Raw genomic sequence first — 24,582 nt, 5'->3', positions numbered from 1 at the left:
TGCTTAGAATAAAAATTTTAAAATGTTACAGCTATTTAGCTACTCCAATCATAAATAGTACTATCCGGTTATAAAATTTCGCGAACGGTCATAAATTTTTCTATCCGGTCATAAACCTGCGCCGAACGGTCATAAATTTTTCTATCCGGTCATAAACCTACGTCGAACGGTCATAAATTTTTCTAACCGGTCATAAACAACTCGCCGCTCATTACTCACGGTAATCTAAGATTTTCCCCATAAGAAAAAGCCTAGAATCTTAAATTCTAGGCTTTTTCTATCTATATTAGTCAACCATATTGTCGCTTCCGAAGAAGTTTTTGAACATTTGAACTGTAGTATCACGGTTCAATGCAGCAATAGAAGTTGTAAGTGGAATACCTTTTGGACAAGCAACAACACAGTTTTGTGCGTTACCACAGTTTGCAAGGCCTCCGTCTCCCATAATTGCATTCAAACGCTCGTCCTTATTCATAGCTCCAGTTGGATGAGCATTGAACAAGCGAACTTGTGATAGTGGTGCTGGCCCGATAAATGAAGCATTATCATTTACGTTTGGACAAGCCTCTAAACATACACCACAAGTCATACACTTAGATAATTCGTAAGCCCATTGACGTTTACGTTCAGGCATACGTGGACCCTCTCCAAGGTCATAAGAACCATCAATTGGAACCCATGCTTTTACTTTTTTCAAAGCATCGAACATGCGGCTTCTATCTACTTGAAGGTCACGTACAACAGGGAAAGTACTCATAGGTGCTAATTTGATCGGTTGAGTCAATTGGTCAATAAGTGTTGAACAAGATTGACGTGGACGACCGTTAATAACCATAGAACATGCTCCACAAACTTCCTCTAAGCAGTTCATGTCCCAAGTTACTGGAGTAGTAGCTTTACCATCTGTGTTCACTGGTCTTTGACGAATTTCCATTAAAGCGGAAATTACGTTCATATTTGGACGCCAATTAACTTCGAATTTTTCCCAGTAGGGATCAGATTCAGGAGTATCTTGACGGTATACTTCTATTTGAACTTTTTTGGTTTCAGTTGCCGTCACCATAATTAGTTTGCTCCTTTCGTTGATGAGTAATCACGTTTACGAGGAGCAACAAGTGATACATCAATTTCTTCATAATGAATGATTGGAGCCCCTGTAGCTGGATCAAACTTAGCCATAGTAGTTTTCATGAATTCTTCGTCATTACGTTCTGGGAAATCAGGTTTGTAATGTGCTCCACGGCTTTCATTACGTTGAAGTGCTCCTAACGTGATAACACGTGCTAAGTATAACATATTTTTCAATTGACGCGTAAATGAGGCACCTTGGTTAGACCAACGTTGCGTATCATCCATGTTAATATTTTCGTATCTTTCCATTAACTCTTGGATTTTCTTATCAGTTTCTTCTAGCTTGTCATTATAACGTACTACTGTTACGTTATCGGTCATCCACTCGCCTAGTTCTTTATGAATTAGGTAAGCGTTTTCTGTACCTTTCATAGCTAGTGTTTGATCCCACTTCTCTTGCTCAAGTTTTACTTCATTTTCATAAATTGAAGCATCCAAGTCTTCTGCATGAGTTGCAAGGCCTTTCATGTATTTAACTGCATTAGGGCCAGCTACGCTTCCTCCAAATACAGCAGAAAGTAATGAGTTAGCTCCTAAACGGTTAGCTCCATGTTGAGAATAGTCACATTCACCAGCAGCGAATAGACCAGGAATGTTAGTCATTTGATCGTAATCTACCCATAATCCACCCATTGAATAGTGAACTGCTGGGAAAATTTTCATAGGAACTTTACGAGGATCGTCCCCAGTAAATTTCTCATAGATTTCAATAATTCCACCAAGTTTAACGTCTAATTCATGTGGGTCCTTATGTGAAAGATCTAGATAAACCATGTTTTCACCATTAATACCTAATTTTTGGTTTACACAAACATCAAAGATTTCACGAGTCGCAATATCACGTGGTACTAGGTTACCATATGCAGGATATTTCTCTTCTAGGAAGTACCATGGTTTGCCGTCTTTGTATGTCCAAATACGTCCACCCTCACCACGAGCTGATTCTGACATCAGACGTAGTTTATCATCTCCAGGGATTGCAGTTGGGTGAATTTGAATGAATTCCCCGTTTGCATAGTAAGCTCCTTGTTGATATACGATACTTGCTGCAGAGCCTGTATTAATAATAGAGTTAGTTGTTTTACCGAAGATGATCCCAGGTCCACCTGTTGCCATGATTACTGCATCTCCACGGAAAGCACGGATTTCAGATGAGTTAAGGTTTTGCGCTTTAATACCGCGACAAGTACCTTCATGGTCTTTTATAATACCCAGGAATTCCCAGCCTTCGTACTTCGTTACTAATCCTTCTACTTCATAACGACGAACTTGCTCATCAAGCGCATAAAGTAATTGTTGACCAGTTGTTGCACCAGCAAATGCTGTACGGTGCATTAAAGTTCCTCCAAAACGACGGAAGTCCAATAAGCCCTCTGGAGTACGGTTGAACATAACACCCATACGGTCAAATAAATGGATGATTCCTGGAGCGGCATCAGCCATTGCCTTAACTGGGGGTTGGTTTGCTAAAAAGTCTCCACCATATACAGTGTCATCTAAATGCACTGCAGGTGAATCCCCTTCACCTTTTGTATTTACAGCTCCGTTAATACCGCCTTGAGCACAAACAGAGTGTGAGCGTTTAACAGGAACTAATGAGAATAGATCTACTTGTGTGCCTTCTTCAGCAGCTTTCATTGTTGCCATTAAGCCAGCTAATCCACCGCCGACAACAATAAGTTTACTTTTTGCCATGCTATTTCACTCCTTAAATTTATAGTAGCTTAGGTGTAGAAGGGTCTTATACGAATGCTAAAAGTGCTTGTACACCAACTACAGATAACGCTAAGAAGATTACTAATGTTACATAAGTTGAAATTCTTTGAGATTTTGGTGATTGTGTAATTCCCCAGCTTATAAGGAATGACCAAATACCGTTAGCTAAGTGGAATGTAGCTGAAACTACCCCAACAATATAAAACGCTAACATCCAAGGATTCGATAAGATTTCATTCATCATATTGAAGTTAACTTCTTTTGCACCAATTGCTTTTTGGAAACGTGTTTCAAAAATGTGCCATGCAATAAATACCACTAGGAAAATACCTGTGAATCGTTGTAAAATAAATAACCAGTTTCTTAATGTGCCATATCTATTTGGATTGTACTTAACAGTAAATGCAATATAGATACCATAAAATGCATGGAATAATAAAGGAATATAAATTACGAAAATTTCCAGCAATAGCACAAATGGAAGGCTTTCCATAAAATGAGTAGCTTTGTTAAAAGCCTCTTCTCCTCTTGTAGCAAAATGGTTAACTACTAAATGTTGCGTCAAAAATAATCCAACTGGAATAATCCCTAGTAAAGAATGTAATCGACGCATGTAAAATTCGCGATCTTTCGACAAAACAGTAACCCCCCTCAGATTTCCAATTAGCGATGATTAAATTATTGTAATAGAACAATAAATCATCACATGTTCACACCTTCTTGTTACGAATTTATGACATATCCATTGTACTCTCATCATTTTGGAGCGTCAAGGTATGTTTCTTTATTTTATTCATCTTTCAGACACATTTCCCTATAATGATTAGATTAACTTTTCACAAAGTATTCCATCCCCGAGAAAAATTTTATGTTAAAATAGATTCATAGTTTTTTATTTACATTTTCTTTTAGAAAGAAGGGTTGCTGCTTGAATGAAAAAGAACATTCACATGTAACTTCCTTTGGATACGAAATAATAAGAGATCACGTGCTTGCTTCTATTCTCGGAAAACATGAAAAAGATATTTTATACTGGGCAGGTAAAGACCTCGCTCGTAAATTTCCTCTCTATTCAATGGAAGAAGCCATCTCTTTCTTCCAAGAAGCTGGTTGGGGAAAGCTTGAATTAGAAAAGACTTCAAAGGATTCGGCTCATTACATATTAGAAACCTTTAATTTGCCTCAAAGTGGGATTAGCAGAAGTCATAGACTAGAGGCAGGTTTTCTTGCGGAGCAGCAGCAAAAAATTGGCGGCTATGAGACCGAGTGCTATGATGAGCTTGTCAAAAAAACTGGAATGGTCACTTTTCATATAAAATGGGATTTAAAGAGTTCGCGATAAAACAGCATGTATACAAAAAAGAGGATTGTAGGTAAAACGACAATCCTCTTTAAATATAGAATTATCGGCTGATAGCCAATTCAAATTCATTATGCAGGGCATTAGCAGCTTGGATCATATTACCCTGGGGGACTACTACAGAAACTTTAATCTCTGAGGTGCTTACCATTTTGACAGGTATGTTCTCCTTACTAAGACGGTCAAACATTTGGGCCGCAACACCTGGATTAGATACCATTCCTGATCCTACTATCGATACTTTAGCTAGGCCAACCTCAAAATCAGCAAAAGTAAAACCTAAAGTTTTTTTATTTGTTTCTAAAACCTCAATTGCTTCTGAGAGTGATTCCTTTTTGATAGAGAACGAAACTGTAGGCTTCATTCCCTCAACGATTGATTGGACAATAATGTCAACGTCTATATTATTATTAGCAAGTGTAGTGAAAATGGAAGCTAGCGAACCATTAAAAGGCACTTCATACTCTATAGTCAAACGTACTATATCTGATTCAAACGCTACCCCACGTACTACTAAATTATTTTCCACATCTACTTCCTCCTTTAAAATTGTTCCTTCTGTTTCTTCATAGCTTGATCGTACTCTAAGTGGTATTTTATAATTTTTAGCAAACTCCACTGCTCGGGGGTGCAACACTCCAGCGCCTAAATTGGCTAACTCTAACATCTCATCATATTCCAACTGCTCTAGTTTTCTAGCATCTAGTACATAACGAGGATCTGAAGTATAGATCCCATCTACGTCTGTGTAAATATCACATATTTCTGCATCTATCGCAGCTGCAACAGCAACGGCAGTAGTATCTGATCCTCCTCTTCCTAAGGTAGTGATTTCCCCCGTCAAAGAAATCCCTTGAAATCCTGCAACAATTACTACTTTGTTTCCTTCAAGAAATTCATTTATCTTGTTGCCATCTAGTTGACTGATCTTCGCATTTCTATGTACATCGTCTGTTTGGATGCCTGCTTGCCAACCTGTGAGAGATAGGGCTTCCACACCAAGTGAGTTCAATTGTATTGCAAGCAAGGACATCGTCACTTGTTCCCCTGTTGACAACAACATATCCATCTCTCTTTTTACAGGACTATCGGTGATTTTACTTGCCAACAAATTTAAATCATCAGTTGTTTTACCCATTGCAGAAACAACTACTACAATATCGTGGCCTTTTTCTTTTTCATTTTGAATCCTTTTTGCGACATTCGTTATTTTGTCGAGAGTGCCTACAGAAGTTCCGCCAAATTTCATAACAATTTTACTCATTAACCTATCTCCCCTTTTGTCTCTGTCGGGATACAATAAAAAAAGCTTTCCACAAGATTGCGGAAAGCTAACTCTTCTCATACACGGTCAAAAAACAATTGCCCATGTGAGATAGCCCTCCAGAATATATATTCTGACAATCCTGCATCTCTTAAATACAGAACCAACATAGAAAAGGAAAAGCTCTTCTATATTTCGGCGAACAACCCTTTCCTAATCCCTCAATGGATCTTTCATCCTCTTGATTAGTACTATTGCAATTCGCACCTCTATCTTCACTGTTTGAATAGTGAATATTAAATTGTTTTAAAGATAACATAAGATTATTCAGAAGACAATAAATTTTTCTGAAAATGAGCGATTAGATTATCTGCCAATTTACTAGGAAGCCCAGATTCGATTAACTCTTCCCTAGATGCAGCTTGCATTCGTTTAACGGAGCCAAAATGCTTGAGTAGTAGTTTTTTTCGCTTTGGTCCGATTCCTTCTATTCCATCTAATGAAGAAGCAATCGTATGCTTCCCTCTTTGTTGACGATGGAATGTGATAGCAAAACGATGGACCTCATCTTGAATCCTTTGTAATAAATAGAATGCCTCGCTAGTCCGCTTCATAGGTATAATCATTAAGGGATCACCATACAGCAAAGAAGAAGTTTGGTGCTTAGTATCCTTGGCTAGTCCTGCAATAGGTATATCTAAGCCCAATTCATCCTCAATAATTTCGCGAGCAGCCTCGATTTGTCCTTTACCACCATCAATAATGATAAGGTCAGGAAGTGGCAGTCTTTCTTTTAGGACTCTTGTGTATCTTCTTCGAACAACCTCGCGCATCGCTCCGTAGTCATCATGCTTGGCTGCTGTTCTAGTTTTATATTTACGATAATCTTTTTTATATGCTCTGCCATCAACAAAAACTACCATGGCTGAAACTGCATCTGTCCCATGGATATGTGAATTATCAAATGCTTCGATTCTGCTTGGCATGCTAATTCCCATCAACTGACCTAATTCCTCTACAGCCCCAATTGTCCGCTCCTCTTGACGTTCGATTAAGTGAAATTTTTCTTTCAGTGCAATTGAAGCATTTTTTTGAGCCAGATCTACTAAGTTCTTTTTTGCTCCCTTTTGTGGAATAATGACCTTCATTTGCAGCAGCTCAGACGCCAAATCCAAATCGGTAGTATTTGGGACGAATATTTCCTTTGGCTTGATGTGTTCAGGTTTGGCATAAAACTGGCCTAGAAACGTAAGAAACTCTTCCTCCGGGTCACGATACATCGGGAATAGAGACACATCTCTTTCTATCAGTTTACCTTGACGCACAAAAAAGACTTGGACGCACATCCACCCTTTGTCTACTGAATATCCAAAAATATCACGGTTCGTGAAATCATTCATCGTCATTTTTTGTTTTTCCATAACTTGATCAATGTGGGCAATTTGATCGCGGTATTCTTTAGCTCGTTCAAACTCAAGCTGTTCCGCTGCAGCGTTCATTTTTTCAGTCAGTTCTTTCTTGACCTTACCATGTCCGCCATTAAGGAAACTAGAGATTTCGTGAATTATTTCTGTGTATGTTGGTTCATCAATTTCCTTTACACATGGAGCTAAGCATTGACCAATATGATAGTAAAGACAAACTTGACTAGGTAGCTTTTGACACTTTCTTAATGGATATAGTCTATCTAGCAGCTTTTTCGTTTCATGGGCAGAATGGGAGTTTGGATAGGGTCCAAAATATTTCCCTTTGTCCTTTTTTACTTGTCTTGTAATAATTAGCTTTGGGTTCTTTTCCCCTGTAATTTTTATATATGGGTACGTCTTATCGTCCTTGAGCATGATATTGTATTTTGGATCATGCTTTTTGATCAAATGGAGCTCCAAAATCAATGCCTCTAGCTCAGACGATGTAACGATATATTCAAAGTCCACTATCTCTTGTACTAATCTTTGAGTTTTTCCATCATGTGAACCGGTAAAATAAGATCTTACACGATTTTTTAATACTTTTGCTTTTCCTACATATATAATAGTGCCTTGCCGATCCTTCATCAAATAACAGCCCGGTTGATCTGGTAGGATTGCACATTTCTGTTGAATTAGTTCGTTCATCTCATCACCTGTTTAAAAAAACCGGGCGCCTTAGAGGACCCGGTTTTTATTATTATGCGTTTTTCTCAACGAATTGAACTAGTGCTTCTTTTGGTTGGAAACCAACAGCTTTGTCTACTGGCTGACCATCTTTAAATAACACTAATGTTGGGATTGACATGATACCGAATTGACTTGCAGTCGCTTGGTTCTCATCTACGTCAACTTTAACGATTTTAACTTTCTCGCTCATTTCAGCATCCATTTCTTCTAGAACTGGAGCAATCATTTTACAAGGTCCGCACCATGTTGCCCAAAAATCTACTAATACTAATCCTTTTTCAACTTCTTGTGAGAAGGTTTGATCTGTTCCATGAACAATTGCCATATATAATTCCTCCTTTATTAACTCTAAATAGATTATAGCAGACAAAAAATGCTTCATCTACAATTTAGCTTACACACGTAAATTTCATTTATTCACACAAAAACTCGGCCCTTAAAGAGCCGAGCATTTTTTATGCATTCACTTTAAGTTTTTTGAATTCTTCTGTTAGCATCGGGATAACTTCAAACAAGTCTCCGACAATACCATAATCAGCGACTTTAAAGATATTAGCTTCTGGATCCTTGTTAATCGCCACAATAATTTTAGAGTTAGACATACCTGCTAAATGCTGAATTGCTCCAGAAATACCAGCCGCGATATAAAGGTCAGGAGTTACAACCTTACCAGTTTGGCCGATTTGTAGTGAATAATCACAGTAGTCAGCATCACAAGCTCCACGAGAAGCTCCAACTGCTCCACCTAACACGTTCGCAAGCTCTTTTAATGGTGCAAATCCTTCCTCACTCTTCACTCCACGTCCACCCGCAATTACAACCTTCGCCTCTGATAAGTCTACGCCTTCAGTAGATTTACGTACTACTTCTTTAATGATTGTGCGTAGGTTTGTGACGTCAACTGATAGAGAAGAAACGTCACAAGATTTGCTATCGTCTTTTACAAGTGGTGCGATGTTGTTTGGACGAATTGTGATGAACTTAATACCTTCTTTAACTTTAACTTTTTCAAAGGCTTTACCAGAATAGATTGGACGAATATATACTGCATCTTCCCCTTCTCCTTCGATAGCTGTTACATCGGAAATTAGACCGATTTGTAATTTACTAGCGATTTTAGGAGATAGATCTTTTCCAAGAGCTGTATGACCAAATACAATTGCTTCTGGGTTTTCTTGATCGATTACAGCCATAAAAGCTTGACCATAGCCATCAGAAGTATATTGTTTCAAGTGTGGATGTTCTACAGTAATCACACGGTCTGCACCGTATTTTCCTAGCTCAGCAGCTAAATCTTGAACTGCATCTCCTAGTAATACTGCTACTACTTCCCCACCGTCAGAAATTTGCTTTGCTGCAGCGATTGATTCATATGATACATTACGAAGTGCACCTTCACGTGCTTCCCCTAAAACTAATACTTTTTTAGACATGATTTGTTCCTCCCATTTAATAAATGATTCGAACCCTCTTTACTTAACAAGATAGTTCATAGATTACTAGAAACTTAACCGTAAAAGTTATACTACTTTCGCTTCTGAATGAAGTAGGCTCACTAACTCTTTTACTTGATCAGCTAGTTCTCCCTCTAAAACTTTTCCAGCTTCCTTTTTAGGAGGTAAGTAAATTTCTATTGTTTCTGTTTTTGCCTCTATGTCATCTTCATCAATATCAAGGTCATCTAATTCTAGTTCTTCTAAAGGTTTTTTCTTAGCCTTCATTATTCCCGGTAAAGAAGGATAGCGTGGCTCGTTTAAACCTTGCTGTGCAGTAACTAAAAGAGGTAAAGATGCTTCTAAAATTTCTGTGTCCCCTTCAACGTCACGTTTGATCGTAGCAGTTGTTCCATCGATTTCTAGGTTAGTAATAGTAGTTACATAGTTTATACCTAATAATTCTGCAACGCGTGGTCCAACTTGACCTGAACCGCCATCGATCGCAACGTTTCCAGCTAAGATTAAATCTACATCCTTGTCTTTTAAGTATTCGGAAATTATATGAGCCGCTGTGAATTGGTCCATTTCTTCAACATCATCTTCTGTATTGATCAGAACTGCTTTGTCAGCACCCATTGCTAAAGCTGTACGTAGTTGCTTTTCAGCATCCTCGCCACCCATTGTAATGACTGTAACTTCACCACCGTGTGCGTCGCGAACTTGGATAGCTTCCTCGATTGCATACTCATCGTATGGGTTGATGATGAACTCAGCACCATCCTCTTGAATTTTTCCACCACTTACAACAATTTTCTCCTCTGTATCGAACGTGCGTTTAACTAGAACATAAATATTCATGTTGAAGTCCTCCCAATATTGTTATTTACCTTTAAAGACAGGCTGTCTTTTTTCAATAAATGCTGAAATACCTTCTTTGGCATCCTCTGAAACAAATACTGTTCCAAAAGCGTTTGCTTCTGCTTTTACCCCTTCATGATAAGATGAAGTCTTCACAAATTGAAGCATTTCCAAAGCAGCCTTCACGGCAACAGGGCTTTTCGTAGCAATTTTGTTTGCTAGCTCCCCTGCTTTTTCAAACAATTCTTCCTCTGGGTAAGCATGATTAGCTAGCCCAAATGCTGCCGCATCCTTTCCACTGATTGGTTCACTTGTTAGTAGCATTTCTGCCGCCTTAGCAAACCCTACATATCGTGGAAGGCGTTGGGTACCAGCGAAGCCAGGTATTAAACCTAACTGTAGCTCTGGCAAACCAAGTTTAGCATTTTCAGCGACCAATCGAATATGACAGCTCATGGCCAACTCAAGTCCCCCACCAAGTGCTGCACCATGAATGGCTGCAATCACCGGTTTTGGAAATGTTTCGACTCTTTCGAATATAGTTTGTCCGCTAGAAGCTAGCTTCGAGAACTCCTCTCCAGAAGTCACAGTGGTAAATTCTTTAATGTCTGCTCCTGCAGAAAAGAATCGACCTTCCCCTTTGAGAAGGATAACACGAACATTTTCATCGTGCTCCACCTCATCTAGCAAGCTATTAACCTCTAAAATAACACCCCTAGCTAATGCATTTGCAGGAGGACGATTCAGTGTAACGGTTGCTACATGATTTTCGACATTCCATGACAAAAACTCCATCTACCCACATCCCTTTTAGGTTGTTATACCTTTTAGTAATAGACGATGTACTTTTTCTGTTAGTCCGACTAAGTCATATTTATACTCATTCATCACCCAGGAAGTAGTCGTCTCATCAATTGTACCAAAAACCATTTGTCTTGCTAAGCGAATATCTACAGAATTTTCGAATTCCTCGTTTTCAATACCTTCTTTTAAGATAGTGTCGAGTAATGTCAAATAATTTTTTAAGATAGCATTTATTCGCAAACGTAACGCTAGGTTAGATTGACGTAGCTCCAATTGAGTTACAGTTGCTAGATGCCTATTACTAGCAAGCACCTTAAAATGATTTTCGATCATTTTATACAACTTATCAGAAGCACTGATATTCTCTTTTAAAATTTCCTTCAAGTTATCCGCAAAAACTTCCATTTTTTCTTCAAAAACCGATATTAAAATATCTTCCTTGTTTTTGAAGTACAAATAGATTGTTCCATCTGCCACACCAGCTTGTTTAGCTATTTTAGAAACCTGAGACTGATGGTATCCATTCTCTGCTATAACAATGATTGCAGCGTCAATAATTTGCTTATACTTAGGTTTGTCTTTCTTCAATGAATTCACCACCAAAAAATAAAAATATGAATGATGATTCATTCATATTTTTATTTTATATTCAATTTTTTATATTGTCAATAAACAATTAACTCTGTACTGCCACCTGCTTCAATTTTTCTCTTTCTTCGTCTATAAGGTTTCTTCTTAATATTTTTCCGATAGCTGTTTTTGGAAGCTCTTTTCTAAATTCATAAATCCTTGGAACTTTAAATGATGCGAGATTTTCGCGACAATGTGTATTAAGCTCTTCCTCAGTTGCAGTCATTCCCTCTTTTACAACTATATAGGCTTTTACAGTCTCGCCACGATATGGATCAGGTACACCCGCAACTACACATTCCTGTACTGCAGGATGTTCGTAAAGAACCTCCTCCACATCACGAGGATAAATATTATAACCACCAGCAATAATAAGATCTTTTTTACGGTCTACAATATAAAAGAAACCGTTTTCATCCATGTACCCTAAATCACCTGTTAGCAACCAACCATCTCTCATCGTCATATCAGTATCCTCTTGACGATTCCAATAGCCTTTCATTACTTGTGGTCCCTTTACAGCGATTTCTCCTATTTCACCATAAGGTAATGGGTCCGTGGATTCTGGTCCAAAAATAGTTGCTTCCGTATCAGGCCAAGGAACACCGATGGAACCTTTTACTCGATCTGCACTATAGATTAAATTAGCATGTGTTACTGGAGAAGTTTCAGTTAAGCCATAGCCTTCTACCAGTCTTCCACCCGTAACTTTTTCAAATTTTTCCTGAACTTCTGCTGGTAGAGGTGCCGAGCCACTTAAACAAGCTACGATAGAGGATAAATCATATTTTTTTACATCTGGATGATTTAAAATCCCTATATACATAGTTGGTGCACCAGGAAACAATGTAGGTTTTTGTTTATCAATTGTTTTTAAAGCAGTTTCTACATCAAACTTAGGTAATAATACCATACGATTTCCTTGCATAACAGAGAAAATCATAACAGTAGTCATTCCATACACGTGAAAGAAAGGTAAAATTCCTAAAATTGACTCTTCACCTTCACGACATTCATGCAGCCAAGCACGGCACATCGAAGCGTTTGCAATCAAATTTTTATGTGTGAGCATAACTCCTTTAGGGAAGCCAGTCGTACCCCCTGTGTATTGTAGAAGAGCTATATCTTCATTAAAATCAAATGGTAAAGAAATCGAATCCATCTTTCCAACCTTCATAATTTCAGTAAATAGATGGTTCATCCCCCGATGCTCTACTTTTACACTAAATCCATATTGCTTCTTCTGAATAAAAGGATAAATGAGGTTTTTAGGAAAAGGTAAGTAATCCTTAATCCCTGTAATAATTAAGTTTTCCAAATTTGTTTCTTTAATAACCTTAGTTATTCGAGGGTAAAGAATGTCCATAGCCAAAATAATTTTAGCTCCTGAATCCTTTAATTGATAAGCTACCTCACGTTCGGTGTATAGAGGATTTGTTTGAACGACAATACCTCCAGCATACAGAATCCCGTAATAACCTATAACCCCTTGTGGACAGTTCGGTAGCATGATTGCTACTCTTTCGCCACTTTGCAGACCTAATGACTGCAAATAATTCGCAAACTTCATTGATGATTCATATAGCTCTTTGTAAGTTACATCTCTCCCCATGAAATGTATAGCTATCTTCGTTGGAAATTTCTTGTACGCTCTCGTAAGATACTCTTGGACGGGAATAGATTCATAGTCAAGTGTGTGTGGAACTTCCGGCGGATAGTGAGAAAGCCATGGTTTTTCAATCATTTGTTTGCCCCCTTTGTACGATTTTAATAGAGTGAATATTCCTATTTTTTATTATAGATAAAAATGAATGACAATTCAATTCATAAAACAAGAAAAATATTAGCGCTTGTGCCTGCCCTGACATGCAAAAGGGAGAAAGCGAGAAAGCGGTTACACAATTATCATAGCTTTTATCCATTTGACCACGCAGGACAAGGCAGTAGCAGTTAGATAAATAATTGGAAAAGAAAGCATTTACTTTCTTTTCCTAAAAAAAGAGACCGCAATAATCCGCTAATTCATTAATTTGAATTACAAACGCATTATTACAGCCTCGTTTAGAGTTTAAATTAGTTCTATGAATTTTTTACTATATATAGTATGCCGATTGCTAGAAAAAATATTCCAACTACAATCAATATTTTCGACAATTTTTCCATCTATATCTCTCCTAATTAAATACTCGCACCAATTACAAATGATAATCCAACGGAAATAATTAACGAGATAAATCCAACAGAGCGATTATCATTTTCTATTTCTTTATCGACGTTAAAACTTGGAGTTAAAAACTCAAAAAGCCAATAAGCTACAATTAGTAATGCAAAGCCATATAATCCCCAGCCAATCATCTCAAAAAGGGAATTATGCTCTTCAATGGAGTATTTAAAAATATTACACACACCAAATATTTTCCCACCAGTAGCTAATGCCACTGCAACATTTCCATTTTTAATTTCCTGCCAGTTTTTATATTTGGTCACTATTTCAAACAAAACCATGGAAACAATTAAACATAAAACAACGACACTAAAATAACCTGCAGATTCTACTAATGGATTTGACCAAAAACTACCTAGCAGCATGATATAGCCCCTCTCAAACTTTTCTTTCTATACGAATGGGTATTTGAAAAGTTTCAACATAATATATATTTATTTGAATAAGTATCGTAAATAAAGAGATGACAGAAGTACACAAAATCTGTATCTCTTTCCTTCCATCCATGTTATTTCAGTTCAACTACAGTTACTCCATGGCCACCTTCGCCCGCTTCACCAAATCGATAACTTTTCACTCGAGAATGATTTTTCAAGTACTGTTGTATCGCCTGTCTTAGGACGCCTGTACCTTTCCCGTGGATAATAGAAACTCGTGGATAATTAGCCAAAATAGCATCATCTATATATTTTTCAGTTCGAAGTATAGCATCCTCGTATCGCTCTCCACGTAGGTCTAGCTCAAGCTTTACATGTGAATCTCTCCCTCTAACAGCATTAACTGATACTGATTGTTTCTGCTTTTCGGGTTTAATATATTCTAAGTCTGCCTCGTCTAACTTCATCTTGAGCATTCCGATCTGAACGGACCATTCAGTTTTCGATACTTTTTCAAGTAAGGTACCTTTTTGGCCAAAGCTTAGTACCTTCACCTCATCGCCCGACTTTAATTCTTTTGCCTGTTCATTCAATTTTTTCTGCTTCTTCAAAACTGGATTGTTCGGAAGGGCTTCATCTAAACGTTTTTTAGCATCTATTAGCTCATGCTCTTTCACAAGCTTATGCGTATTTGACTGCATTTTTCGTAGCTCACTGATGATTTCATCCGCTTCTCTTCTTGCTTCTTCCACAATCTTTCTCGCTTTTTCCTTTGCTTTTTGCTCTAGTTTTTCTTTTTTCTCGTCGTACTCAGCCAACTTTTGCTCGAGGTCGTCTTTTAGGCGCTTAGCTTTTTCTAACTCGACCTCAGTTTCTTCTGCATCTCGCTCTGCTTGCCTACGGCTATCCTCTAATGAGGCTATCATGGAGTTTACCTCTCCTCGATCCGTTCCAGTAAAGGTTTGAGCCTGTGAAATTATATGGTTTGGTAGACCTAAGCGCTCGGAAATTTCAAACGCATTGCTTCGTCCAGGTACACCAATTAAAAGCTTATAGGTCGGGCTTAGTGTTTCAATGTCAAACTCCACACTGGCATTGGCTACACCAGGTCGGTTATAACCATATGCCTTTAGCTCAGGGTAGTGGGTAGTTGCCATGACACGTGCACCCGTTCCGTGGACAGCATCAAGAATAGATATTGCTAGGGCTGCCCCCTCTTGAGGATCCGTTCCTGCTCCAAGCTCGTCAAACAAGATTAACGATTTATCGTTATATTTCTTCAAAATATCCACAATATTAACCATATGAGAGGAGAACGTACTTAAGCTTTGCTCGATAGATTGCTCGTCTCCGATATCTGCAAACACAGATTCAAACAGAGCAACCTCTGACCCGTCCAGCGCTGGAATCGGTATTCCACTTTGAGCCATTAGAGTACAAAGGCCAACTGTTTTCAAAGTAACGGTTTTCCCGCCCGTATTCGGACCTGTTATCACTATCGCTGTAATTTCTCTTCCGAATTCAATCGTATTTGGAACTGCTTGATCTACTGGAATAAGAGGGTGTCTCGCTTTTACTAAGCGTATATAACCATCGTTGTTGATTTGGGGCATAGTACATTTTTCTGCCTGTCCATATTTAGCCTTTGCTAAAATGACATCGATTTCTCCAAGTATGTTAACTAAAAGGAAAATCTCATGCCCTACAACCTCAACCTCACCTGTCAAACGTATAAGAATGCGTTCAATTTCTTCCTGTTCCTTCACCTTTAAAGCTCGAATGTCGTTATTGATCTGGACTACAGCTGAAGGTTCAACGAAAAGAGTTTGACCAGAAGAAGATTGATCGTGAACAATGCCTCCGTAATGGCTGCGATATTCCGATTTAACCGGAATCACATATCGGTCGTTTCTAATCGTTATAATAGAATCAGATAGCATTTTTGCTGCATTAGCGCCACGTGTGTAGCTCTCTAGCTTCTCACGGACACGACTAACCTGAATTCTCAGTTGCTGACGAATGGAACGTAATGTACTACTCGCACTATCTAGTACGCTGCCGTTTTCATCAATGCAGTCGTTTATCTCATGCTCTAAAGCTGTCAAAATTGGTAACGAATCCTTTTTTGAAAGAAAATGAGGAATCTCTACAGATTCTGTTTCTGCCACATTTTCTAAAAAGTTTCGAAGAATTTTACTTGCTCTAATAGTGCTTGCAGTTTCCATAAGTTCCATTGGACTCAGCATCCCACCAATTTGAGCACGTTTCGCATGGGGACGGATATCTACAATCCCTCCCATAGGAACGTTCCCTCTCAAGCGAAGAATTGTGAGACCCTCATCCATTTCCTCTAATAGTATAGATACTTCCTCATAATCTACAGAAGGGACTAATTTTTCAATATGAGATTTTCCAATAGAAGAAGTACAATATTTTCCTACTTCTTCCCTGATTTTATAATATTCTAAAGTTTTCAGTGCTCTTTCAGCTATCACCGAGGCACCTCCTAATTATTTCTTCAAGTATTGTTTAAATTTATCTAATGTCCATGTATTAACAATATTCTCTTTGTGAAGCCATGCTTTTTGTGCATATTTGACGCCTACATCCATATATCTTAGTTGATCTAAATGATGCGCATCCGTGTTAATGGCAATTGGCACACCTTTTTCCTGCGCCATTTTTAAATAGACTGTTTCTAAATCCAAGCGATGCGGATTAGCATTTAGCTCTAATATCTTTCCGAATTCACTTGCCCACTCTATTAAAGTCGGCACATCCGGATCGTAGCCAGTACGGCTACCAATAATTCTCCCCGTAGGATGAGCAATCATATGAACATGTGGATTTTCAATTGCTGTTCTCAGCCTTGCCATAATCTTGTCCTGTGATTGACTAAAGCTTGAATGGATGGAAGCAATAACAAAGTCTAACTGCTCAAGCAATTCATCATCAAAATCTAGAGAGCCATCTGGGAGTATATCCATCTCTGTACCTGCGAAAATTTCTATATCACTATATTTTTCATTCATGACATGTATTGCTTCTATTTGTTGTAACAGTCTCTCCCTAGAAAGGCCGTTTGCTACTTTTAAATAATTTGAGTGGTCAGTAATTACAATATGAGAGTATCCTTTTTCTCTACATGCCTCTACCATTTCTTCAATAGAGTGAGCTCCATCTGACCACGTAGTGTGCATATGAAAATCTCCCTTTATATCCTCTAACGTTACAAGGCTAGGAATCATTTCTAGCTTGTTTAGCTCTGTTCCATCCTCTCGAATTGTAGGCGGGATAAAAGGTAAATCAAAGTATGCATAGAATTCTTTCTCAGATTCAAAGGACTGAACGGAGCCATCTTCCTGCTCTACCCCGTATTCACTTATTTTCAGACCCTTTTCTTTGGCAATTTGTCTCATTTTAATATTGTGGTCCTTAGAACCGGTAAAATGGTGCAATGCGGAAGCGTATTGATGGGGCTCCACCAGCCTAAAATCAACATCTACCTCATTTTCTACATCTAAGGTCACAGATACCTTGGTGTCTCCTGCTGCAATCACTTTTAGTAGGGGGAGCTTCTCTAGCAATTCCTCTCTAACCTTTAGTGGTAAAGTCGTTGCTACGATAAAGTCGATATCCTTACTAGATTCCTTTACTCTTCGATAGGAACCTGCAACAGAATACTTAACAACAGTATCCATGCTTGCTAAAATACCTTCGATAAAAGCAACAATAGGCTCAAGCTGCCAAATAGCGGTTCTCTCAGGTTTTGTTTGAAAGACTTCTAGCTGTGCTAATATTTTTTCTTCTGTTTTAGCTCCAAATCCCGCTAGTCCTTTAACCTTACCTTCCTCACATGCAATCTTTAAGGACTCAATCGAATCTACACCTAATTCTTTATAAAGCTTGGCGATTTTCTTTCCTCCAAGACCTGGAATCTTTAACATAGGTAAAAGTCCGCCTGGCACAGATTCTTGCATTTCCTTAAGCAAAGAGGACTCACCAGTTTCGATTAAATCGTTGATCACTGCCCCTGTTGCTGCTCCAATCCCCTTCAGAGAAGTAATATTGTCCATCTCAGATAAGCTACGTTCGTCTAACTCTAAAACTTGGGCAGCCTTACGAAAAGCAGACACCTTAAAAGGATTTTCTCCTTGGAGTTCCATATATAACGCAATTTTTTCTAACGTTTTAATAATTGTCTTTTTGTCCATGAGTAGACCTCCTCTATTTAAAAAAACTTCCCTCTACTGAGAGAAGTTCTTCTTAGATACTAGATATTACTTTTCTAAATAAATATACCACCAGTTTTTAACCATCTCAGATAGGATTGGCGTATGTTCAAGCATCCATGAAGTTAAGAATGAACCTGATGTAATATTTTGTATAAATTCAATTGGCAATAGCGCAAAAACATATAAAAGGACGAATATGATGAAATAAAACTCTATAAATCCTAGAATTGCTCCTGCAACATTACTCACAAAGCCTAGTATAGGCAAATACTTTAAAAAATCAAACATGGAGGCTATTAATTGTAAGCCAAACTTAACAACCATAAAAATTAAAGTAAACGCGATAATCCGGTAAAACGTTTGGTCTAGGTCCAATGTTTCTACTGCAATTGTTAATGATGAATCTGAGGTTACTGCAGGAAATGGTATCCACAGAACAAATTTGTCTGCCAGTGGTTTATAATAGATATAGGCGACGATGAGGGCAACGATGAAGCCCGTCATATGAATAAGTTGAACGATCAACCCACGTCTAGCGCCAGTTACAAAGCCGGCAATTAATAAAATCAGGATAATTAAATCTAACATTTTTTCAGTCCTTTAGCCTTTTCAATTCTTCTTCTAGAAGTTCTAGCTGTTCTTTTACTTTTATGTAATCGTTTACTGCATTAACAGCGGTAAGCACTGCTAATTTTGCGATATCTAGCTGTCTATTATGAGAGTGTATTTCTCTCATTTTATCATCTACGATGGAGGCAACGAGTCTCATATGACCAGATGTTTCAGTTCCTGCCATTTTATAATTCTGTCCATAAATATCGACAGAAATCCTTGTTTTCTCTTGTTCTGACAAAGACATACCCTCCCCCAGAAAATCCTATGTATAATAATAACACGAAATAGATTACGTTGTGAAGAAAGGAACAATATGAATGTCAAATGAAGTTTTATTATTGCCAGCTAACGAAATAGAAAAAGTGAAGGCACATTACTTAAAATTCAAAATCGAACGCTCTGCACCAGGGGTAGTTTTCGCTGCTAAGCTTGTAGATACAGCCATCACCATTTATAAATCAGGAAAGGTAATGTTTCAAGGAAACGGTGCTTCTAGAGAGGCAGCTCTTTGGAGCGGAAACATTTCTCCAGCAAATCCTATAAAGAGCAGTTCGTCAAAAGGTGACATTCTCCCGGAAAACTTCACCACATTATCCGTGATCGGTTCTGATGAAACAGGCACTGGAGATTATTTTGGTCCCATTACTGTAGCAGCCTGCTATGTACCTGCACATCAAGTAGAACTTGTGAGAGAACTGGGAGTTAAGGATTCCAAAATGCTAACAGATGAGCTGATGCGTCGAATTGCCCCAGACCTGATGAAAACATTGTCCCATAGTGTGCTCGTATTAAAAAATGAAAAGTATAACGAAATTCAAGGTCGAGGCTGGTCCCAGGGTAAAATTAAAGCAATGATGCATAACCAAGCCTTAAAGCATGTTTTAAATAAAATAGAGCCAGAAAAGCCCGCTTACATATTAATTGATCAGTTTGCAGAGCGTGGTATTTATTACAACCATATCAAAATGGAGAAGGAAATCATACGTGAAAATGTTTTGTTTTCGACAAAGGCAGAGCAATTACACGTTTCAGTCGCTGCAGCTTCCATTATAGCAAGATATGCTTTCTTGAAGGAAATGGACCGTCTTACGGAAATAGCACATACCACTATTCCAAAAGGAGCTAGTGCAAAAGTGGACGAAACAGCTGCAAAAATTTATTTGAAGCATGGAGAGGAATTCCTTAAATCTATTACAAAATGGCATTTTGCAAATACACAAAAAGCCATGAAACTTGTTCAAAAAAGAAAATTTTAACGTGTGGAGGGGAAATGAATGAACATAGTAGGTGAAACAGAAAGATTATGCCTTGTAGTATTCGAAGAAAGATTTTTGGATTCAGCTAAGCTGTTTTGGGGAGACAACGACGTGATGAAATCATGTGGAGGAGCATCTTCCCATGAAGCATTACCTAGAACTATAGAGTTTTATCGCGAATGTCATGAAGAGAAAAATTTGTCTGTTTATGCTGTGATGGAAAAAAGCTCGGGAGAGATTATTGGAGCAGCTGGCTTCAACGTCGAGGATAAAATAGAAGAAGTAGAATTAATCTATCATTTTAATAAGAAATCTTGGGGGAAAGGATATGCAACTGAAGCGGTAGCTGCTTGTATGGACATCGTAAGGAATCATCCAAATGTTCTTATTGTGTCTGCTTCTGCTAGTATAGAAAACGCAGGATCCCTCAAAATTTTAGAACGAGCTGGTTTTACATATCTGGGACTAAAATGGTTCGATGATACCCAGCAGGAAGAGCCTGTTTATGAATATAGACCGAATAAGGAAACCATATTACATTAGATTCGTAATGTGCAGTGCTTTTAAATACAATATTGTATTATCTGGGGAGGTTCATGGGATTACTATGAACCTCCTTTTTTCTGAGCTCTTTTAAAGCCTAATCCTATCTAATATTAAAGCCGCCTCATTTGCAACACGGTTAATAAGCTGTTCAACTGTTTCTTCTCTCGCTAATGTTGGGCCTTGTCCAGACCAAAGAGACATGAACTCTGGATTTTTTTGTTGAGAGGCTAATTTTCTTAAATTTTGTGTAAGAGCATTTTGTACAGGAAATGGAGGAAGAACTGCTTCGTGCTCTTTCATTTCCTTCATAAACTGATTTTCAATTCCTCTAGCATCCTTACCTGAAAATGCCTTCGTGGTTACTATGTCCTCACTTTTTGCTAGAAGTATTGCTTGTTGATGTACTGGATGTGCCCCACTTTCTTTACAGGTTAAGAATGCAGTCCCCATTTGTACTGCCTCTGCTCCTAAACAGAGCGCGGAAGATAGCCCTCTACCGTCCATTATTCCACCTGCAGCAATAACTGGAATGTCTACTTGGTCTACCACTTGAGGAACAAGAGCTATTAAACCAATCATGCTTTCGTTGGAATCGCATAGGAAATTCCCTCGATGGCCCCCTGCCTCACTCCCCTGAACAACTACCGCATCCATTCCTAAACTTTCAACGGCTATTGCTTCAGATACATTAGTAGCAGTACCAATCGTAAAAACTCCTTGACGTTTAAATGTTTGTATAGTTTCTTTAGATGGTATCCCAAAGGTAAAGGAGCAGACAGGTACGTTCTCATCCAAGACAACCTGTATTAACTCTTCGTAGATACACATTTCAGTTTCTCGATTAGGTAGAGAAGGCTCTCCAACCTGTTGATTTAAAAGAAGCTCATAGGTCTCTATTAGTCGTTTTGATTTTTCTATCTGTTCTTCTTTAATCTCATAATGTTCAGGCACAAACAAATTTACTCCGAAACTTGCGTTAGTTTCTGATTTCACTTGTTTTATCTGATGGCGTAAATCATCTGGTTTTAAATACCCTGCGCCAATCATGCCGAGTGCTCCTTGATTGGAGACAGCGCTTACTAAAGCAGAGGTTGTCGCCCCACCAGCCATTGGCGCTTGAATGATAGGGAATTTTAAATCTAACGCTCTAATAAAAGTATTGTCCATAATAGGAATCCTCTCTTTCACACTAGTTTTTCTTTACTTGCCATTGTTCATAATAAGTAGCTTCTATAGAAAACTTTTTTGTACGCAGCCATTCAAAAGCTTTTAGTACTAAAGGAGATGAATTTTCCTTAGTTGCTTCCTCTTCAGCAATCCAAACAGCCCCTAAAGAGTCTTGACCTTCAAAAAGAAGAGGCTTTGTTATGGAACCCCCTGTTTGCTCTACTAAATAAAAAACTGCAATATGATGTACGGCCGTACCTTCTCTCCAATCTGTATGAATCATAAAATCAGCAGTTCCTATCTGTTCAAGTACATCTATTAATAACCCCGTTTCCTCTAAAAATTCTCTCTGGACTGCCTCTTTAAGTGATTCCCTAGGTTCTAAATTTCCCCCTGGAAGATCATAGTGGTTGATATAAGGCCCACTATTCTTTTCAATGACTAGGAGCTTCTTTTCCTGCACGCATATACCATAGACACCAAAGGGTCTATGAAAATTTAGTTGTATCCTTTTTTTCCAGCGCTGAGCGTTTTCCTCTATTTCTTGAACAATCTTATCTTTTCCATTAATATAGCTCTCAATATCAAAGGGAAACAGTTTAGCAAGTTTGCTCTTTAGTTCTCCATATCTATTTAAATCCACGGGGTGTACCTTTAAATAATCTCGAAAGACAAGATGTCTCTCTATTTCTGGATTCCCTTGTTCATAAATATGTATATGATGTGTTCGATTATTTTCCCCCTTTTGAAAGTAACGTCGACCAGGTAAACCATTTTCTCCTTTTGGTGTATACCCTTGCTGAATCATTTGTTGATTGAATAAATCGATCTTCTCAATATCACGTACTACCGGCATCATATCTATAATTGGCTTTGCTGAGAGTCCTTCTACTGAAGTACTTCCTATATGATGTATTTCAAGTAACTCTTCCTTGAAAATCTCATTTAACGTCTTTGATTCTTGCTCAAAGAGTAAAGCCCAATCCTTTGAATATTCAATGACTTCAACTTTTCTCATGTTTATCCTCACTTTACTCTAGAAGCTCTAGCAATAGGTTCTTATGAGCATTCGACTGTTTTAATATATCAAATTTATTTTCTTTTAGTTCACCCATAATTTTATCAGCTGTCTGTTTTGCTTGGTTATACTGTTGGTAATTTATTTGTCCTTTAAGTAAAGCCTCTTCAAGCTCATCTTCGTCTATAAGGTAATAATCTCCTGATGGGAGGACAATGATATCTAAAAATAAGTCATCCCACCATGGTCCGTTATAGTCCACTCCGTGTTTATAGCAAATATCTATATACCATTGAACTACTTCTCCGTTATGATTAAACATCGTTGTTACCGTATAATTTTCTTCATTTGGATATTGTTGAAGCCACATATATCCATCGTCTACAATACAAATCTTCTGAGAGTCATAATTCACCCATAAAGGTTCTCCAATCTCAACTAAATGTAAAAGAGAGATTCCTCCAGTAAATTGCTCTGAAAAAGTATCTTTAAAAATATATTGTCTCTTTAAAATTCTAGACCAATCCGAACGATTACCGTACTTTCTTTTCATCATTTACGCATCCTCTAATAGGACAATGTGACATCAATTGTGATTAAAGGCAAATTATTATTATTTAAACCATATAAATCGATAATTTCTGGGATTTCACTTTTATCGTTTAATGTAATAGACACACTGTTACCTTGGACAATGATTTCTCTATGCTTGGAATCATACAAGGTATCACCATTTTCTATTAATATATCAGTAGATAAATACATATAAACGGCAATCGGAGTATAGTGGATGAGTATGCCCACTCCTAAGCCGTCCTCCTCATTAATAAAATCCCTTTCATTCAAATTAGTATCTTTTGTATTTTCATTTTTAAACAAATTAAACAATATCATATCCTCCTAATTTTTTTGATATATATATGGCGCTGCTGATTTTAACAAGCTGTTAATACCTCCAGGATGATAGGGCATCTTGTTATCTACAGTTTGCTTATCCATCCATCTTAATTCTTCAATTTCTTCTGGATTTATTATGCAACATTCACCAGCAATAATTTTCATCTTGAATGTCACAAACAATACATGACTGTTCTTATGTTGAAAAAATGCTTCATTAAGTGCTATTACTCTCTCTACCTCTGTCATTAACCCTGTTTCTTCTTGGACCTCTCTTACAATAGCCTGCTCCAATGTTTCTCCATTCTCCACCGCACCTCCAGGAAGTGTCCAGCTAGCCCCAGTGTTCCGGACCATTAAAAAATTCTCCTCATTTGCATCGGCAATCAAGCCATAGACTACATCTACTCTTTTCATTACTTATCAATCTTCCTGTATACTGAAATTTGTTGCTCACATATCTTCTAGGAGCTTTATTAGAATTATATCAAATGTATGATTTCATTTTTAATAATATTTTAAATTTTTAGCAAACTGTTGTTCGATAATTATAGGATTATCTTTAGTTTTATGGGGTATATATTTAACAAATCTATCGATTAATACGTCTCACTAAGATTTCTTTCTTTGAAGGTAAGAGCTTTTGGTGGGAGGTGATTAGTTGAGAAGAGTCTATGGAGTAAAAAAATTAATGACATATCTAGATTCTGTTGGCTATCCACTAACAGAAGAACAAATCCATCAGCTTATGCTAAATAAAGAAATACCACATCTTAGACCAATCGGAGACATTATAGCCTTTAATTTAGACCATATAGATTGGTGGATCAGTCACAAAAAGATTTCTCCATAGAACAAGCCCTGCCTTTGTGGCAGGGCTCTATTTTGGGAT

At 37.8% G+C, this 24,582-nt stretch carries 25 protein-coding genes, 1 pseudogene and 1 riboswitch; of the genes and pseudogenes, 4 read left to right on the top strand and 22 right to left on the bottom strand.

Annotated features, from left to right (window positions below):
• Positions 1–286: 286 nt before the first annotated feature.
• Genes sdhB through D0S48_RS20185 form a run of 3 tightly spaced genes read right to left on the bottom strand, consistent with a single transcriptional unit; the run spans position 287 to position 3,484 of the window.
• Positions 287–1,063, bottom strand: a complete 777-nt coding sequence (gene sdhB, locus D0S48_RS20195) for a succinate dehydrogenase iron-sulfur subunit (protein ID WP_186318036.1) — start codon at positions 1,061–1,063, stop codon at positions 287–289.
• 2 nt (positions 1,064–1,065) lie between these two features.
• Positions 1,066–2,826 (bottom strand): succinate dehydrogenase flavoprotein subunit, encoded by a 1,761-nt coding sequence (sdhA, locus tag D0S48_RS20190; protein ID WP_144535540.1) that lies wholly within the window; start codon positions 2,824–2,826, stop codon positions 1,066–1,068.
• Between the two features lie 46 nt (positions 2,827–2,872).
• A complete protein-coding gene (locus tag D0S48_RS20185) occupies positions 2,873–3,484 on the bottom strand; it encodes a succinate dehydrogenase cytochrome b558 subunit (protein WP_151113595.1) in 612 nt (203 codons plus the stop codon).
• A 291-nt stretch (positions 3,485–3,775) separates the two neighbouring features.
• Here D0S48_RS20185 and D0S48_RS20180 point away from each other — a divergent pair, with 291 nt between their 5' ends.
• Positions 3,776–4,189 (top strand): YslB family protein, encoded by a 414-nt coding sequence (locus D0S48_RS20180; protein ID WP_151113593.1) that lies wholly within the window; start codon positions 3,776–3,778, stop codon positions 4,187–4,189.
• A 61-nt stretch (positions 4,190–4,250) separates the two neighbouring features.
• Here the strand turns inward: D0S48_RS20180 and D0S48_RS20175 are convergent, their stop codons facing one another.
• From D0S48_RS20175 to zapA, 13 genes are all read right to left on the bottom strand, one after another.
• Positions 4,251–5,471 (bottom strand): aspartate kinase, encoded by a 1,221-nt coding sequence (locus tag D0S48_RS20175; protein WP_144535536.1) that lies wholly within the window; start codon positions 5,469–5,471, stop codon positions 4,251–4,253.
• 104 nt (positions 5,472–5,575) lie between these two features.
• A riboswitch (Lysine riboswitch) is annotated at positions 5,576–5,751 on the bottom strand.
• 43 nt (positions 5,752–5,794) lie between these two features.
• On the bottom strand, positions 5,795–7,585 hold the full coding sequence (gene uvrC / locus D0S48_RS20170) for an excinuclease ABC subunit UvrC (protein ID WP_144535534.1): 1,791 nt from the start codon (positions 7,583–7,585) through the stop codon (positions 5,795–5,797).
• Between the two features lie 52 nt (positions 7,586–7,637).
• The gene (gene trxA, locus D0S48_RS20165) at positions 7,638–7,952 is read right to left on the bottom strand and encodes a thioredoxin (RefSeq protein WP_144535532.1); all 315 of its coding nucleotides are present in this window, start codon (positions 7,950–7,952) and stop codon (positions 7,638–7,640) included.
• Positions 7,953–8,082: 130 nt separating this feature from the next.
• Positions 8,083–9,060, bottom strand: a complete 978-nt coding sequence (locus tag D0S48_RS20160; RefSeq protein ID WP_144535531.1) for an electron transfer flavoprotein subunit alpha/FixB family protein — start codon at positions 9,058–9,060, stop codon at positions 8,083–8,085.
• A gap of 87 nt (positions 9,061–9,147) precedes the next feature.
• Positions 9,148–9,921 carry an electron transfer flavoprotein subunit beta/FixA family protein gene (locus tag D0S48_RS20155; protein ID WP_144535529.1) on the bottom strand — a complete coding sequence of 258 codons (774 nt, stop codon included), beginning with the start codon at positions 9,919–9,921 and terminating at the stop codon, positions 9,148–9,150.
• A gap of 21 nt (positions 9,922–9,942) precedes the next feature.
• Positions 9,943–10,716 (bottom strand): enoyl-CoA hydratase, encoded by a 774-nt coding sequence (locus D0S48_RS20150; RefSeq protein WP_144535527.1) that lies wholly within the window; start codon positions 10,714–10,716, stop codon positions 9,943–9,945.
• Between the two features lie 15 nt (positions 10,717–10,731).
• Positions 10,732–11,313, bottom strand: coding sequence for a fatty acid metabolism transcriptional regulator FadR (locus D0S48_RS20145; RefSeq protein ID WP_144535525.1), 582 nt, complete (start codon positions 11,311–11,313; stop codon positions 10,732–10,734).
• Positions 11,314–11,401: 88 nt separating this feature from the next.
• Positions 11,402–13,099: an AMP-binding protein gene (locus D0S48_RS20140; protein WP_151113591.1), complete on the bottom strand. Its 1,698-nt coding sequence runs from the start codon at positions 13,097–13,099 to the stop codon at positions 11,402–11,404.
• A gap of 434 nt (positions 13,100–13,533) precedes the next feature.
• A complete protein-coding gene (locus tag D0S48_RS20135; protein ID WP_144535521.1) occupies positions 13,534–13,944 on the bottom strand; it encodes a DUF350 domain-containing protein in 411 nt (136 codons plus the stop codon).
• Between the two features lie 143 nt (positions 13,945–14,087).
• A complete protein-coding gene (locus D0S48_RS20130) occupies positions 14,088–16,451 on the bottom strand; it encodes an endonuclease MutS2 (RefSeq protein WP_151113589.1) in 2,364 nt (787 codons plus the stop codon).
• 15 nt (positions 16,452–16,466) lie between these two features.
• Positions 16,467–18,170, bottom strand: coding sequence for a DNA polymerase/3'-5' exonuclease PolX (gene polX, locus D0S48_RS20125; RefSeq protein WP_144535518.1), 1,704 nt, complete (start codon positions 18,168–18,170; stop codon positions 16,467–16,469).
• Between the two features lie 66 nt (positions 18,171–18,236).
• Entirely contained in the window at positions 18,237–18,779 is a 543-nt protein-coding gene (locus D0S48_RS20120; protein ID WP_144535516.1) for a CvpA family protein, read from the bottom strand.
• Positions 18,780–18,783: 4 nt separating this feature from the next.
• On the bottom strand, positions 18,784–19,044 hold the full coding sequence (gene zapA, locus D0S48_RS20115) for a cell division protein ZapA (protein ID WP_144535514.1): 261 nt from the start codon (positions 19,042–19,044) through the stop codon (positions 18,784–18,786).
• A 79-nt stretch (positions 19,045–19,123) separates the two neighbouring features.
• Between zapA and rnhC the strand changes: the two genes are divergently transcribed.
• On the top strand, positions 19,124–20,062 hold the full coding sequence (gene rnhC / locus D0S48_RS20110; protein WP_144535512.1) for a ribonuclease HIII: 939 nt from the start codon (positions 19,124–19,126) through the stop codon (positions 20,060–20,062).
• An 18-nt stretch (positions 20,063–20,080) separates the two neighbouring features.
• On the top strand, positions 20,081–20,605 hold the full coding sequence (locus D0S48_RS20105) for a GNAT family N-acetyltransferase (protein ID WP_144535510.1): 525 nt from the start codon (positions 20,081–20,083) through the stop codon (positions 20,603–20,605).
• Between the two features lie 90 nt (positions 20,606–20,695).
• Here the strand turns inward: D0S48_RS20105 and D0S48_RS20100 are convergent, their stop codons facing one another.
• The 6 genes and pseudogenes from D0S48_RS20100 to D0S48_RS20080 all read right to left on the bottom strand — a co-directional run bounded on the left by D0S48_RS20100 (position 20,696) and on the right by D0S48_RS20080 (position 24,107).
• Positions 20,696–21,775 (bottom strand): NAD(P)H-dependent flavin oxidoreductase, encoded by a 1,080-nt coding sequence (locus tag D0S48_RS20100; RefSeq protein WP_144535508.1) that lies wholly within the window; start codon positions 21,773–21,775, stop codon positions 20,696–20,698.
• Positions 21,776–21,797: 22 nt separating this feature from the next.
• Positions 21,798–22,283 carry an NUDIX hydrolase gene (locus D0S48_RS21030; RefSeq protein WP_225321751.1) on the bottom strand — a complete coding sequence of 162 codons (486 nt, stop codon included), beginning with the start codon at positions 22,281–22,283 and terminating at the stop codon, positions 21,798–21,800.
• 36 nt (positions 22,284–22,319) lie between these two features.
• A pseudogene (locus D0S48_RS21025) lies at positions 22,320–22,793 on the bottom strand (GrpB family protein); the annotation flags it as partial.
• Between the two features lie 13 nt (positions 22,794–22,806).
• Entirely contained in the window at positions 22,807–23,349 is a 543-nt protein-coding gene (locus D0S48_RS20090; protein ID WP_151113587.1) for a ribonuclease FAU-1 family protein, read from the bottom strand.
• An 11-nt stretch (positions 23,350–23,360) separates the two neighbouring features.
• Complete coding sequence (locus tag D0S48_RS20085) at positions 23,361–23,681, bottom strand: hypothetical protein (RefSeq protein WP_144535502.1); 321 nt, start codon at positions 23,679–23,681, stop codon at positions 23,361–23,363.
• A gap of 12 nt (positions 23,682–23,693) precedes the next feature.
• Positions 23,694–24,107, bottom strand: a complete 414-nt coding sequence (locus tag D0S48_RS20080) for an NUDIX hydrolase (RefSeq protein WP_144535500.1) — start codon at positions 24,105–24,107, stop codon at positions 23,694–23,696.
• A 244-nt stretch (positions 24,108–24,351) separates the two neighbouring features.
• Between D0S48_RS20080 and D0S48_RS20075 the strand changes: the two genes are divergently transcribed.
• Positions 24,352–24,543, top strand: a complete 192-nt coding sequence (locus D0S48_RS20075; protein WP_144535498.1) for a hypothetical protein — start codon at positions 24,352–24,354, stop codon at positions 24,541–24,543.
• The last annotated feature ends 39 nt before the right edge of the window (positions 24,544–24,582 follow it).

Origin of the sequence: Psychrobacillus sp. AK 1817 (assembly GCF_008807035.1) — a bacterium.
GTDB lineage: Bacteria > Bacillota > Bacilli > Bacillales_A > Planococcaceae > Psychrobacillus > Psychrobacillus faecigallinarum.
The sequence above is the reverse complement of the archived record's forward strand: the minus strand, read 5'-3'. Positions and strand labels throughout refer to the sequence as shown.

Excerpts from the sequence above, each read along its gene's own strand:
- sdhB (WP_186318036.1), bottom strand. The coding sequence starts at position 1,063 with ATGGTGACGGCAACTGAAACCAAAAAAGTTCAAATAGAAGTATACCGT.
- sdhA (WP_144535540.1), bottom strand. The coding sequence starts at position 2,826 with ATGGCAAAAAGTAAACTTATTGTTGTCGGCGGTGGATTAGCTGGCTTA.
- D0S48_RS20175 (WP_144535536.1), bottom strand. The coding sequence starts at position 5,471 with ATGAGTAAAATTGTTATGAAATTTGGCGGAACTTCTGTAGGCACTCTC.
- uvrC (WP_144535534.1), bottom strand. The coding sequence starts at position 7,585 with ATGAACGAACTAATTCAACAGAAATGTGCAATCCTACCAGATCAACCG.
- trxA (WP_144535532.1), bottom strand. The coding sequence starts at position 7,952 with ATGGCAATTGTTCATGGAACAGATCAAACCTTCTCACAAGAAGTTGAA.
- D0S48_RS20160 (WP_144535531.1), bottom strand. The coding sequence starts at position 9,060 with ATGTCTAAAAAAGTATTAGTTTTAGGGGAAGCACGTGAAGGTGCACTT.
- D0S48_RS20155 (WP_144535529.1), bottom strand. The coding sequence starts at position 9,921 with ATGAATATTTATGTTCTAGTTAAACGCACGTTCGATACAGAGGAGAAA.
- D0S48_RS20150 (WP_144535527.1), bottom strand. The coding sequence starts at position 10,716 with ATGGAGTTTTTGTCATGGAATGTCGAAAATCATGTAGCAACCGTTACA.
- D0S48_RS20140 (WP_151113591.1), bottom strand. The coding sequence starts at position 13,099 with ATGATTGAAAAACCATGGCTTTCTCACTATCCGCCGGAAGTTCCACAC.
- D0S48_RS20135 (WP_144535521.1), bottom strand. The coding sequence starts at position 13,944 with ATGCTGCTAGGTAGTTTTTGGTCAAATCCATTAGTAGAATCTGCAGGT.
- polX (WP_144535518.1), bottom strand. The coding sequence starts at position 18,170 with ATGGACAAAAAGACAATTATTAAAACGTTAGAAAAAATTGCGTTATAT.
- D0S48_RS20120 (WP_144535516.1), bottom strand. The coding sequence starts at position 18,779 with ATGTTAGATTTAATTATCCTGATTTTATTAATTGCCGGCTTTGTAACT.
- rnhC (WP_144535512.1), top strand. The coding sequence starts at position 19,124 with ATGTCAAATGAAGTTTTATTATTGCCAGCTAACGAAATAGAAAAAGTG.
- D0S48_RS20105 (WP_144535510.1), top strand. The coding sequence starts at position 20,081 with ATGAACATAGTAGGTGAAACAGAAAGATTATGCCTTGTAGTATTCGAA.
- D0S48_RS20100 (WP_144535508.1), bottom strand. The coding sequence starts at position 21,775 with ATGGACAATACTTTTATTAGAGCGTTAGATTTAAAATTCCCTATCATT.
- D0S48_RS20090 (WP_151113587.1), bottom strand. The coding sequence starts at position 23,349 with ATGATGAAAAGAAAGTACGGTAATCGTTCGGATTGGTCTAGAATTTTA.
- D0S48_RS20080 (WP_144535500.1), bottom strand. The coding sequence starts at position 24,107 with ATGAAAAGAGTAGATGTAGTCTATGGCTTGATTGCCGATGCAAATGAG.